At 38.2% G+C, this 14,013-nt stretch carries 9 protein-coding genes; 5 read left to right on the top strand and 4 right to left on the bottom strand.

Annotated elements, in window-relative coordinates:
- Positions 1-14 precede the first annotated feature (14 nt).
- The 4 genes from Q4534_RS19240 to Q4534_RS19255 form a co-directional block, all read right to left on the bottom strand.
- Positions 15-1,127 carry a serine hydrolase gene (locus Q4534_RS19240; protein WP_303614777.1) on the bottom strand — a complete coding sequence of 371 codons (1,113 nt, stop codon included), beginning with the start codon at positions 1,125-1,127 and terminating at the stop codon, positions 15-17.
- Positions 1,128-1,202: 75 nt separating this feature from the next.
- On the bottom strand, positions 1,203-1,589 hold the full coding sequence (locus Q4534_RS19245) for a hypothetical protein (protein WP_303614778.1): 387 nt from the start codon (positions 1,587-1,589) through the stop codon (positions 1,203-1,205).
- 71 nt (positions 1,590-1,660) lie between these two features.
- On the bottom strand, positions 1,661-1,960 hold the full coding sequence (locus Q4534_RS19250; protein ID WP_303614779.1) for an EthD family reductase: 300 nt from the start codon (positions 1,958-1,960) through the stop codon (positions 1,661-1,663).
- 182 nt (positions 1,961-2,142) lie between these two features.
- The gene (locus Q4534_RS19255; RefSeq protein ID WP_303614780.1) at positions 2,143-3,339 is read right to left on the bottom strand and encodes a hypothetical protein; all 1,197 of its coding nucleotides are present in this window, start codon (positions 3,337-3,339) and stop codon (positions 2,143-2,145) included.
- A gap of 411 nt (positions 3,340-3,750) precedes the next feature.
- On the opposite strand from Q4534_RS19255, the gene Q4534_RS19260 reads away from it, so the two are divergent.
- From Q4534_RS19260 to Q4534_RS19280, 5 genes are all read left to right on the top strand, one after another.
- Positions 3,751-4,380 (top strand): RNA polymerase sigma factor, encoded by a 630-nt coding sequence (locus Q4534_RS19260; RefSeq protein WP_303614781.1) that lies wholly within the window; start codon positions 3,751-3,753, stop codon positions 4,378-4,380.
- 34 nt (positions 4,381-4,414) lie between these two features.
- Positions 4,415-5,455: a FecR family protein gene (locus tag Q4534_RS19265; RefSeq protein ID WP_303614782.1), complete on the top strand. Its 1,041-nt coding sequence runs from the start codon at positions 4,415-4,417 to the stop codon at positions 5,453-5,455.
- Positions 5,456-5,600: 145 nt separating this feature from the next.
- Positions 5,601-9,146, top strand: a complete 3,546-nt coding sequence (locus Q4534_RS19270; protein ID WP_303614783.1) for a TonB-dependent receptor — start codon at positions 5,601-5,603, stop codon at positions 9,144-9,146.
- 18 nt (positions 9,147-9,164) lie between these two features.
- A complete protein-coding gene (locus Q4534_RS19275; protein ID WP_303614784.1) occupies positions 9,165-10,946 on the top strand; it encodes a RagB/SusD family nutrient uptake outer membrane protein in 1,782 nt (593 codons plus the stop codon).
- Positions 10,947-10,982: 36 nt separating this feature from the next.
- Positions 10,983-14,006 (top strand): SusC/RagA family TonB-linked outer membrane protein, encoded by a 3,024-nt coding sequence (locus tag Q4534_RS19280; protein WP_303614785.1) that lies wholly within the window; start codon positions 10,983-10,985, stop codon positions 14,004-14,006.
- The last annotated feature ends 7 nt before the right edge of the window (positions 14,007-14,013 follow it).

The following is a 14,013-nucleotide window of genomic DNA, read 5'->3' on the forward strand; positions in this document are numbered from 1 at the left end:
TTCCCGATATCAATTCATTTGCTGTCCGAATCAATTTCTTCACCTTTAATATCATCCATTAAAGCCGGTGCCAAGCTTGTGATAGTATTGGTCAATTCACCAAGAGCCGATATATTGGAAAGAATGATCACCCCATTTTTCGCTTTCACATCTATTATCATGGACGAGGTATAGCCGCCTGTTCCACCATTGTGCCAATTCCAAACAGCTCCCGACTCCGTTTGGATAACACTCCAACCCAAAGCCATAGAATAATTCTCAGTTACCTCAAAAAATGCTGTTCTTGAAAGCACCAATTCTCGGTTTAAACTGTCAAATTGAGCCAAGGCAAACTTAGACATATCCTTTACCGAGGATAAAATTCCACCGGCACCCATAAGCACTGACATGTCCCAATTGGACACCTCTTCTCCTTTATCATTAAGTCCTATAACCAATTTATCTTCCACCTTGCTCCTTATTGTAGTTGAAGCATTCATTCCGTATTTAGAAAAAATTTCCTTTTGTAGCATCTCTTCGTAAGTCATTTGTGCTTTATTGCTTAACACATAGCCTAACAGGCCTACCCCCAAATTTGAGTAATCAGAAACTTCCCCGGGTTTATGCTTCATTCGCAGGTCATGGGTCAAATAGGTTTTTAGTTCTTCTTCTCCAAAATCCTTGTAAGGGTTTTCTAAACTTAAGGCCTCCAAACTTGCAGGCACCCTAGGTAAGCCGGAGCTATGGGTAGCCAATTGCTTCAGTGTAATTTTAACATCCTCCTTCAATGAATAACCTAAATATTTATCAATTTGATCCTCCAAATTCACCTCTCCCTCCACCAGGTAGTTGGCCAGCAAAGTGCCTGTAAAAACTTTTGTAATGGACCCAATTTCGAAAACCTTGTCCTTATTTTGTAGAAACACTGTTGAATCCTGTTCGCGTTTGACTCCTACAAAATTAACCTTCCAATTTTCAATAATGGCAATAGCAAGCTCAGCTTGATTTGGTAATGCCTTCACCTTGTCCAAAATCAATTCATATTGGTCTTCCGGCAATGTTTCTGTTTCTATGACCTGAGACTTGGACCTTTTTGCCTCTGGATTACCACAGCCTTGAATAGCTACAACCATGGATAGTATCAACATGTATTTATTCATCTGTGTAGGGGAGTACTCCTTATAATTTTAATAAAGTCCGAAAATAAGAAAACATGATTACAGTCATTTCTTCTTTTTAGCTATAAGCACGCAAAGGATTGCAGCAATCAGAGTAAACAATGTTCCAAAAATTAACTCTAGGATGTTTTGTGAAAATAAATTCCCAAAGGTATTCAATGAAAAAAACAAGGCAAAAACCCAAATCAGAATATCTATTATTCTGTTTGGGTTCTGATTTTGGAGATTTTGGTACTTGATGATCATCACCGTTATCATAAAGACATTCACCAATATGGAGAAGGTTTCAAAAGTCTTCATTTCCTCAACAGACTTGAGTCTACCGGCCCATACCTTATCATAAGGAATAAACTCAAAGAAGATCAAAAAATGATAGATTAAAACTGCTCCTAGCAGGCCAAACATTATTTTAATAGCTATCTTCTTGCTCATTGACAAATATTTTTAGTATGGTTTTTATAAAAACAATGTACGTACCAAGCCAAAAAGGTATTCATTCAATTTTAAACTTCTCCAATCATCACATCCACACCACCTGTAGCAAAGTTAGGAATATCGTTTACAGCAGCTTGCCCTTCGGGGGTAGCCATTTGTTTTTGCAACTCCTCTAAGGACTCGAAATACAATTCTGCCATTCTATAATGAATAGGTTTACCTCCATCCGGAGTACCCACAAACTTAGTAAACTCCACCTTGCTTAAGCCTTTTATTTTTGCAGCAATTGGAAGATGTGTTTCAGAATAGTAAGCCTCAAAGGCTTCAGGTTCTTCCGGATGACCGTACATTACGACTAATTTTACCATGATTTTAAATATAATATTGAGGTTATTTTTTATGCTACCCCTTAATAACTCTTCAAAAAAATAGTCAAAGAAATTACTTAGGAATAATAATCATTTCAAGATAAGGATTTTTCACTTAGTGATAGCTTAAACAAAAATAAAACGATCACAAGTAATAAACCTTCTTTTGATCTGACTCTCAATCAATCAGTTAGTATTTCGATTTCCATTTGATTCCATTTGTAATAGGTACTGTGGTTATTTCCGGCATCAGACCAGATCAACACCATCTTTTTGCCATCTTTACTGATCCATTTTGGACTTAACTTCAATCCATAGGTACGATTTTCCTGATCGTCAGGATAAAAAGTATCTTTATAATAAAACTGTTCCCAGGGTCCCCAAGGATTTTCTGAATACCAAAACCCAATGCTTCCCGGAAGTGGACAATCCCTACACCAGCCATCCCAGTATTCCTTACTTGGATCCTTAATTCCATAACTGGTCATGATATACAAATCAAGGCCGGCATTGTAGACGACACTAGGAAACCAGCTCGACCACATCCATTGCTCACCTTCACCGGCCTCAGGGTACTGAATTGTAGCACCTCTCTGACCCATGTCTGAAGTCCAAATTGGTTGATCATTATTGATTTTTTGAAAATATTCATAGGCTGATTTTTCCAATATTTTATCCTTATGTACCCTTGCTAAGGCCAAGTTACGTGGATCATGCTGCTCGGGAGCGTACATATAAATATACTCATCCTTAGCGGCTGAGTTGGCCTTCCCATTTTGCAAAAAGGCAATCCAGTTAAAAGCATAGGCATCTTTCCCTTCTTTAGGCCTTGGATCTTCTTTGTAGAAGAAAAAGGCTGTTGAATCCAACTCCTGATAAGATTTATAGTTTTCCAAGGTTCCATCCCAACGATAGACCGTTTTACCAAAATCTTTTGTATACAAAAGCCTATTGCCGGTGGCTCTTCTATACCAGGTATCAGTTTCACTTCTCCAAAGCCACATGTAAATCGTACTATCTACAGCCAAAGTACCGTAACCATACAATGGAGAATCTACCAAACTTATGGGCCATCCAGGCATTTTTTTAACATTTTTTTCGGTAAAATTTTGATCCCCCGAAATCTGTAAGAACATAGATCCTTCCCAATCAGCTAAGCTGTTCAACTTCTCTGAACTTCCCCACCATCCATTTCCGTCATCCAAAATCGTATATACATTGTCATCAATGGCCCATGTTTGGCACCAATTGTCTCCAAAATTCCCTTTGCGTAAAAGTGTTGAAGAATCGAAACGAACACCTACCGGCCTTGTTTGCGAAAAACCTGAAAATGAGGCCAGTAATAAGACAATAAGTATTAAATATTTTTTAGATTTCATAAAGCTTTAGTTAGATAGTAAAAAGGAAGTAATTGAAGGCGAAATGTTATAGGCGTTGTTCCATCTATGCCATCGTTTTCAATTCATCTTCGGGAAATCATCTTTCACAATTTTTTTCATTTCAGAGCAAAATACATAAAAATTACTGACCACTCAAAAACAAGAAAAATTCAACTAATTCATTAAATAGTAAATGATAAATAGATGATGATTGGATTTGACTTGTTCATAATAGATTTTAAAGTATTCTCCATTTAAAAGGAGATAATTCTTTAATGAAAAAACTCGCCATTTGAATATAAAATTCAATAATATATTATTTTTCTAAAAATTAATAAAACTTTATGGGGTCATTCTACCAATTGGCTTCCTCTTTATAATATACAGCCTCAAAAACCACTGATTTCAACAATGCAGAATCCACTACACACTAAAGATCCCTCAATCTTCCCCTTAAAGCATTCTGAGTCAATTAAACAATATGAAAGCAGAACGGATAATGATATTTGGCGCGCTTTTAATAAAGGGAATGAAGCAGCTTTCAATTATATCTACCGTATTTATGCCCCAACATTGTTTCAATATGGGGGTCAATTTTCCAAGGATGAGGGGATGTTACAGGATTGCATTCAGAATATATTCATTGATTTGAGACGAAAACGAGGCCATTTAAAAGAGGTAAATAATATAAAAGCTTATCTATACAAAACCATGCGAAGAGAAGTGCTGCGAAGTATTAAAAGACAAAAACGCTCTTCCTTTAGTTCATGGGCTCATGATGACAAAGTATTCCCAATAGAAATCTGCCACGAAACCAAACTCATCCAACAGGAATATGAAATGGAGCGGAAAGAGAAAATCGAATCCGCCATGAATTTACTAACTCCCCGACAACGTCAAGCCATTCTACTTCTTTATGAAGAAGGGATGAATTTCAAGGAAATTTCTGAGGTGATGGAATTTAGCGAAGTAAAATCTGCTAGAAAAATTATATACCGCGCTTTGGCATCTTTAAAACTAATTATCAAAAACAGAGGATAGAACGATTTAATTAGTGGCTATTTATCCACTTTATATGAAATACGAAGATTATAATATTGATGACTTCTTAATGGATGATTTTTTTATTCATTGGGTAAAGAATCCAAATGACAACAATCGTCATTTTTGGGAAAAATGGCTAGAACAGCATCCTGAAAAGCGAGACATAGTAATGCAAGCTAACCTTATCATAAGTTCGGTCCATTACAAGTCTAAGCCACTGATGAACGATCGCCGCTATGTTGAAGCTTTTGAAAATATATTAAAAGCTGACAATAATTCGGGTTTAAAAAAAACAAAAATGGAAGCTGAATACCAGAAACCTAAATTCCCATGGAGAGGAATTGCGGCCTGTATTTTAATCCTTTTTTGTGTGGGAGTCTGTTACAAACTTATTTTCAGTCCAAATAGCATTTCTGAGTCATCAAGTCACAATGTGACAATGATTAAGAGAGCAAATCCACCTGGCAAAAAATCCATTCTGACTTTATCTGATGGATCCAAGATATTTCTTAATTCGGGAAGTGAAATAAGCTATACCTCAGGATTTAACGACAGTCTAAGGCTGGTAAGACTTGTAGGTGAAGCCTATTTTGAAGTCCAAAAAGAGAACAGGCCATTTGTCGTGGAAACCGGCAATACTAAAATTACAGTCTTGGGCACCTCCTTTAATGTTAACCAAAAGCAAAATGGCACCTTAAAGGTCGCCCTGGTGAGTGGAAAAGTACACATCAATGACCAAGAAGGAAACCATATGCAACTAAAACCTTCTGAAATGATGGTTAGAGATGAAGAAGGAGCTTATTATAAAACTGGTTTTGACCTTTTGACCATTACAGGTTGGAAAGACCAAACACTTGTTTTTAGAGAAAACTCTTTCGTCGAGGTCAAAGAAAAAATAGAAAATTGGTATGGTGTAAAGTTGATTTTACAGGGCAACATTAATACTAACATAACCTATTCAGGAACCTATAAAGAAGAGAGTTTAGAAAATGTATTAAAAGGGATGCTTTACACCTCCGGGTTGGCTTATAAAATTGAAGGTAAAAATATAACAATTAAGAAGGCCATATAAACATGGGCAATTAAATAAAATTCTATAGCAAAAGACAACACTCGTTCCGTGGGGGAGCGAGCGTTGCCAAAATCCGACCATTGATTCTTCTCAAAAATCGACAATGGCCAACATTCAAGTCTTACAACTTAAACTAAACAATAGTATGAATAAAAATGTACTTAGACAATTAATAATGCTGTCAAAAAGATTATTATACGCTTTTCTGGTGCAATTATTTATGTGCACTATTTTATTGGCAAACAATGGGAATGCTCAGCATAAGTCAATTGAGGATGTAAGGCTTTCACTACAAGTCGATGGAAAAAGTCTTTCCAAAGTTTTTCGCCAAGTAGAAAACAAGACTGAATTCAAATTCACCTACAATCATGTACTTGTAGACCTAAATCAAAAGGTGACTGTGGTGGATTCCAATACAGTCTACAAGGTACTTGAATCCATTTCTCTACAAACCCAACTGAGTTTTGTTCAGGTGAATGAGAACATACACGTTAAACCCGCCATTAAGAAGCCAAAGGAAAAAGCAGAAATTACTGAGCTTGCCGATGTAACTATTTCCGGCACGGTAATCAACGCTGAAGGAGAGCCTATTCCCGGAGCAACCATCTCTTTACCTGGAACTAGTACCGGAACAGTTACCGATCTTGATGGTAAATATACTATATCTGTACCGGAAGGTTCTACTTTGGTAATTTCGTATATAGGGTTTGAAACTCAAACCATTGCAATCGGTGGCAGAAGTGTGATTGATATTGTATTAGAGGAAGACATGGCTTCCTTGGATGAGGTTGTAGTGGTGGGTTATGGAACCCAAAATAAAGAAAGTCTTGTGGGAGCTATTTCGAAAGTTGAAGGAGACTACGTAAGGCGAAGTATACAAGGTGCTGATCTCGGAACCTCCCTAAGAGGATCTACACCAGGTTTGACAAGCATGATTTCTACCGGTGTTCCTGGGGGAGTGGATTATTCGGGAAGGAATGGAGAGAATGCCCAGTTATTAATACGTGGACAAAGCACTTGGAACAATTCATCTCCACTTGTATTAGTGGATGGCATTGAGCGTGATATACTGAATGTTGATCCCAATGCAGTTGAATCTATTTCGGTATTAAAAGATGCTTCTGCTACAGCTGTATTTGGTGTAAAAGGTGCAAATGGGGTGATTCTTATTACTACCAAACGAGGAAGTAAAGGAAGGGCTGTTGTGACCTTTGATACCAAAACAACATTTAAGAACATATCCAGAATGCAAGAAGGTCAACGACCTGCAGATTCTTATCCTGCAGTTCAGACAATGAACAACGCCATTTTAAATGAAGTACAACTAAGACCAAACAGTTGGGATTTCATCTACCCTCAGGAATGGGTAGAGTATTTCAATACCAATGAATATCCTTATTACTTCCCAAATGTTAACTGGAGGGATGAAAATTTAAAAGATTACACCTTTGATCAGACTTACAACTTAACCGCCTCGGGGGGAACGGATTTCGTTAAATATTTCACTACTGTTTCTTACCTGAATGAAACAGACATGCTTAAAACGTTAAATATTGACCCAAACTCAACCATAGAAAATGATTTTAAGCGGCTTAACCTAAGGAGCAACCTGGATTTTCAACTCACTCCTACTACAACATTTCTAGTTGGCTTATCAGGATACTTTTTTGACCAGGGAGTAAGAGGAGGTGGAGACAGTGCATGGAGAGGTGTCTGGGAATCTTCTCCCGAAATATTCCCGGTACAATATCCTGACGGAACTTATGCCCGAGACGAAGGGGCTTACCTTATGACTAATTCGGTCTACGATTTTGGCTACTCGAGTGGGCAACGTTGGGGAGGAACAGGGCTTAATACTGACTTTACATTAAAACAAGATCTAGGTTTTATAGTAAAAGGATTTTCAGTGGAAGCAAGATTGGGGTACGATAACTCATCCCGTACTAGCGGAAAAACCACTTATTATGATGGTCCATTAACCAAGTACATTTCAAAATCGATTGTTGATGACCCAAGGTTTAGTCCAAGTCTAACCGGTACTGCATTGAGCGAATTGGAGGAAGAGTATACTACATGGAACATAGCAAGCAGGACGCCTGGTGCTGACGGTTATGATTGGACTCCTTACCCCACCCGTACTTATTCACAAAGTATCTTGACCGATAGGACGACGCGTTCAATTTTATACCAATTTCAAGCAAACTACCAAGGTGATTTTGGAAAACACAATGTTACCGGCTTGGCGTTAGTAAGCAGGGCAGAAAAAACAATAGGGTCTGTTTTCCCCACTTTCCGTGAAGACTGGGTAGGACGGGTAACTTATGGATTTGATGACCGCTATTTATTAGAAGCAAATGCAGCATACAACGGGTCAGAAAAATTTGCTCCAAAATATCGATTTGGGTTTTTCCCTTCAGCAGCCGTTGGTTGGATTGTATCCAATGAAGACTTCTTTGAGCCAATCAGGCCCATCATGAACACCCTAAAATTCAGGTATTCTAATGGTAAAGTGGGCAGTGATGCAAGTATAGACCGATGGTTGTATACCAATAGTTACATTGTTAATCCAGCAGGTGGTGTTGGCATGGAGTTCGGTGCTCCTTACACCGTTTCTTCGCCATTCCCATACCGGTATGAAGGATCAATAGCAAACCCTGACATTCAATGGGAAACTTCTCATAAAATAGATTATGGTATTGAAGCTGCATTTTTTGACAATAGACTTCTCTTTTCATATGACTATTTTACTGAGCACCGAAGCAATATATTTTTATCAGGGGGTGACAGGGTATTACCGGCATATTACGGTGCTGATCCTGTTGCTGCCAATGTAGGTGAAGTTGACATAAAGGGGTGGGAAATTGAAACAGAGTTCAGGAATCAAGCTACAAGGAATTTTGGCTACTGGTTTAAATTCGGCGCCTCCTATGTAATTGACAATGTGGTTTTTAAAGGTGATCCAGAACTAAGGCCTGCTTATCAAAAGGAAGAAGGCTTCCAAATGGGCATCCGGAGAGCTACTTTAAATCAAGGAGAGCATAGCTTTTATAGTACATGGAATGATATCTATAATTCTGTAGGTACGGAAAACAATAGTGATTTACTCCCCGGAGATTTTAAGACGCTTGATTATAATGCTGATGGAGTCGTTGATGCTGATGACAACGTACCGGCAGATTACCCGATTAGACCACAACACACCTACTCACCTTCAGCCGGTGTCTCTTACAAGAATTTCAGTGCAAGTATAAGTTTTTACGGAGTTTATAATCTCTCTTCGGGCTTAAACTGGAGATACTCAGGATCAAGTTTTGGTTCCAGCGTGGCAAGGATCGCAAACCATTATGTAGACAATATTTGGTCACCGGAAAATGAAAGATTTGGTGAAGATGCCATGAATGCCTCTAGCAGATTTTCGAGTAGAGGAAGGCAGGGATTTATCAATTACCCCCGCTATTACCTAAGATGTGAAAACGCTGAAATAAGTTACAATATCACGGGAAAGAATGTCTCATGGTTGAACAAACTAAACATTTCTAATGCTCGGATATCTTTAACAGGAAACAATTTGTTCATGTTCTCACCTGTCTATCTTGATATGGATAAAGTAAGTCAACTTTCCAACGTATCGAACAGGCACATGTATCCCGTGCTAAGAAGAGTCAATTTGGGTATGCATTTAGAATTTTAATTAAAAAACTCAAGTTTTATGAAATCAATTTTAAAACGCAATTGGATTCTTATAATTTTTCTTCCTTTCCTATTCATTTCTTGTGAAGATTACCTTGATAGAACACCCGAAGCGGATATAACTGAAGAAGATATATTTGGAACCTTTGAATCCTATATGGGATACACGGATTATAATTATGCAGAAGTAGTGGACCTCTTGGGTCAATATGCTCCTTATGTCCCTTATTGGGGAGGAGAAGGTCTATTTATATTTAGCGACAAAGTTACCGCCGCCAATAAAGGCGAATATTGGACTTTAATTGGCCGGGGCCTGGTCAACTATTATTGGGTTAATAACCGTCCGAGGGTTGGTGAATGGGATTATTTTGGTGAAGGTGGTATCTGGTATGGCGGATGGAGAGGTATAAGAAGAGCCAATACCGCTTTGCTAAACATAGACATGCTACAAGGATCTGAAGAACAGAAAGATATCATCAAAGGTCAATCCTATTTTTTCAGAGCATGGTTTCACCAGCAAATTATTGAAGGGTTTGGAGGGATGCCTTATGCGGATGTTCTCTTTGAAGGCTCGGATGTTCCCCAACTACCACGGCTTAGCTATCAAGAAACTGCAGAAAGAATCGATGCAGATATGGACAAAGCAATTGAGCTGCTTCCGGTCAATTGGGACAATACTGTTCTTGGACAAGATAGCCCAGGAACCAATACAGGTAGAATTACCAAAGGTGCTGCACTGGCTTTAAAAGGAAGGTTTCTACTTTTCGCCGCTAGTCCTCTTATGAATGGTTTTTCGACAAATGATTTCAATTATAATGAAGATTTAAGTAAAAGATCTGCCGCAGCTAGCTGGGAAGTGATTAAAATGGCTGACGAAGGTGTGTATTCACTGGTTCCTTGGGAAGATTACGGTAGCTTATTTCATAATAATAATGATGGTACAAATGTTTGGACAACTGAAACACTTTGGCTTAAGCCAACTAAGGAAATTGGGTCACTAATGTGGTCGACCGCAAGATTGCATTGGCACCCCAATTATTTAGGAGCTGAAGGAGGAATGACTACTGCCTCTCAAAACTTTGTTGATCGTTTCGAGATGGCAGACGGGAGCCGATATCAAGTTGCTTACGACCAAGATGACAATAAACGCTGGGAAGACAGAGACCCTCGCTTTAAGGTCAATATAGCAGTTGATAGAGATAAAGTAGGTGACAATATAAGTTCAGTCTGGCATGGATATGTTGGAGACGAACCAACAGCCCGGCCTGGCAATCAGGCAGCAAGCACCTATTTAATTAAAAAATTCATACCCTATGGAATGAATACTTTTGACAATGAGTGGAGAAATTATCAATTCAGACCTTCCCTTATTCGACTGGCAGAGGTTTATCTGAATTATGCTGAGGCAGTTACTGCTGCCTATGGCCCTCTAGGCTCAGCTCCAGGAGCCAACCTTACTGCTGTGGATGCAATAAATATTATTAGAGAACGCGCTGGAATGCCTCCTGTAACAGCAGAGGCTACCGGTTACGATAGTTTCATGGACCTTGTCCGAAATGAAAGAAGTGTTGAATTGGCTTTTGAAGGCAATGGGTACTGGGTAGATATACGCAGATGGTATATAGGCCACCTCCAAGAAAACAAGCCACTCTACACTTTAGATTTCGACAAAGAATGGACCTATTTTAACAGGAACCTTCACACGCTCAGGGTATTTGACAATCCAAAACATTACTGGTTACCAATTTACCGTGAGCAGGTTCAATTATACCCTGAATTTGAACAAAACCCCGGTTGGTAATTCTACCTCAAAACGTTACATGAAAAAATAATAGATATGAAGAATATATCAAAGGTTATTTTCTTAGCATTATCCTTAATCTTAGTTTTTCAGGTTTTTTCATTTGCTCAGGAGCAAAGAAAAATGACTGTTAAGGACAATGATGGAAATCCAATTTCAGGCGCTACCGTCACTTACGGTGAAAATAATGAAACAGTTACGACTAATCAAAGTGGGGAATTCACTATAGCATCCACCCCAAATATTCAAATTTTTGTTGAGGCAGATGGATATAAAGGCAGGCTCTTTAATTATTCATTGGGTGAGGATGCATTTATTTTAACAAAAACACCTCTTCAAACAGGTCTAGATGATCTTGTGAATATCCCTTTTGACACTTTAACCCTACGTCAAATTCCTGGAACTGTTGGAACACTTAATGTACCTGACATACTTGAATACAGTCAGGAGAGCAGTGTAAGCGAGCTGATTAGAGGCCGGGTGTCAGGGTTACTTTCCTCGTATAATATTAGAGGAATGGGTGATCCATTAATTGTGATTAATGGTATGCCAATCGATAACGTGTACCCAAACTGGAGTAATTTAAGGAATGATGAAATTTTTGCACAAGAGATTGAGAATATAACGGTGCTTAAAGACTTATCCTCTGCACTATCGTATGGTTCAAGAGCAAAGAATGGTGTGATTCTTATTACCACCAAAAGAGGTACTGCAAATAAAAAGGTTCTTGATTTCAATTTACAAACTGGTATTAATAAGCCAATTTCTTATCCGGAATATCTTTCATCCTCAGAGTATATGGAGCTTTACAATGAAGCTTCGGAAAATGATGGACTTACCCCCAGGTATTCACAAGAAGAGATAAATGGTTCAAAATTAGGGAATAATCCATTGCGCTACCCAGACCAAGAATATTACAATTCTACTTTCCTTAAAAATTCGTCATCCTACCATAATTTTAATGCAAATATTGCCAATGGAAATGATGTCGGGCAGTTTTTTGTAAATATTGGATGGAGACAAGATAATGGATTAATAAAAATCGGACAAGAGGAAAAAAGCGACAGGTTTAATTTAAGAACCGCTGTTGATTATGAAATTACGGATATTATTAAGCTAAAATTCAATAGTTCCTTTATCCTCAACAACTCCAATGCTCCACGGTATTCAGGTAATTTTTGGTCAAGAAATGACTTTTGGGGAGTTTCATCAACTTATCTCCCCAATTTATACCCCCTCTTGATCCCTTCAAGTGCAGCATCTGAATTTCCGGAATTAGTTGCAGGAGCAAATCTGGTGGACGGTCAGTATTTACTAGGAGGTACAAATAATTACCAAAATAATATTTATGGAGATTTACTCTTCAATGGCACAAGCAAGCAGTTTAGCTGGTTAATGGACATTAACACAGGGCTTGAGTTTGATCTCAAAGGTATAACTCAAGGCCTAAAAGCTTCTGCGCTTGTTAGCTTCAATAATTATAGTTTTAGCTGGGAAGAAAAACAAAACAGCTACGCAACCTATTCTCCTACTTTTACAGAGGACAATAACAATCTTTCAAATATAACCAAGCTTGGTAACGATGTTAGGGTAACAGACCAAACTGTTATTGATGGCTATTTTTATAAAGGTTTTGCATTCTATGGCAAACTAGACTACTCGAGGAAATTTAATAAAGTTCATGAGTTGAATGCCAATGCTTTGATTTTCTCCCAAGTAAACACCCGAGAATCTCTTTGGACACCTACGAGGTATGGGCATGCCGGCATTCGGGCAAATTACATGTACTCCAACAAGTACATTGCAGAATTCACCGGGACCTATGCCGGATCGCAAATATATTTCGGTACGCATAACAATAAATACGCGTTTTCCCCGGGAATTGGTTTAGGATGGGTGGTTTCAGAAGAAGATTTCTTCAACAAGGATGCTGCCATTGACTATTTTAAATTCACTGCAAACTGGAGTATTCTGAATACAGATGTAAATGTAACAGATGATAAAATCACCTACGATTATTATAGGGCTCAAAATACTTTTAGTTATGCAAATGGACAGGCATCAAATGCTAGCCAAAGAATTTATCCAGGAAATCCCAATCTATTGTGGGAGAAAATGATGAATTATAATATTGGATTTGAGTCCATGCTCTTTGATTATCGATTAGGCATCCAAGCGTCCTACTTCTACTATAAAAATTATGACTTTGTGGTCCAAAGAACCAATACACTTCCTGACCTTATCGGAGTTATTCCTTATAGTAACTATGGAAGTCAACAAACTCAGGGAGTTGAGCTTGGAATAAATCATGCTTCAAATGTAGGAGGCTTAAAACTAAACATAGGTGCCAATATGGTTTATTCGGTACCCAAGATTCTTACCATTGATGAACCTTTTTATGCAGATGAATACCGCATGAGGGCAGGAAAACCAACGGATGCCAGATTTGGTTACGTTGCGTTGGGATTATTCCAAGATCAGCAAGACATTGACAACCACGTTGCCCAGTCATTTGGTGAAGTAAGTCCGGGTGACATAAAATACAAAGACCTTAATGACGATGGGATAATTGACGTTAATGACCAACAGATGATTGGGAACTACACATCCCGAATGGAGATGGGCTTACATGTGAGTTTAAGCTATAAGGCATTTGAATTCTTTGCGCTTGGAAGAGGACAGTTTGGAGCTGATGGGGCTTATTCTGGCTCTTATTATTGGGTTAGAGGAGATGATAAATATTCAAACTTTGTATTGGATCGGTGGACGCCTGAAACGGCAGAAACAGCAACATATCCAAGATTAACTACAACTACCGGCTCAAATAATTTCAGAAACTCTACTTACTGGCAATATAATACCGATAGGTTTTCATTACAAACCGTCCAGTTGAATTATACATTTTCAGACATGAGTTTTATTGGTCTAAATGAGGCTCGTTTTTTCTTAAGGGGAAACAATTTAGTAATGTTTTCAGGAATGAACGATGTATTGAATTTAAGGATAGGAAGTGCTCCCAATATGAGATCATTTTCTACCGGAGTTAATTTACAGTTTTGATAGGTGA

Source organism: Cyclobacterium sp. 1_MG-2023 (assembly GCF_030546805.1).
Lineage (GTDB): Bacteria > Bacteroidota > Bacteroidia > Cytophagales > Cyclobacteriaceae > Cyclobacterium.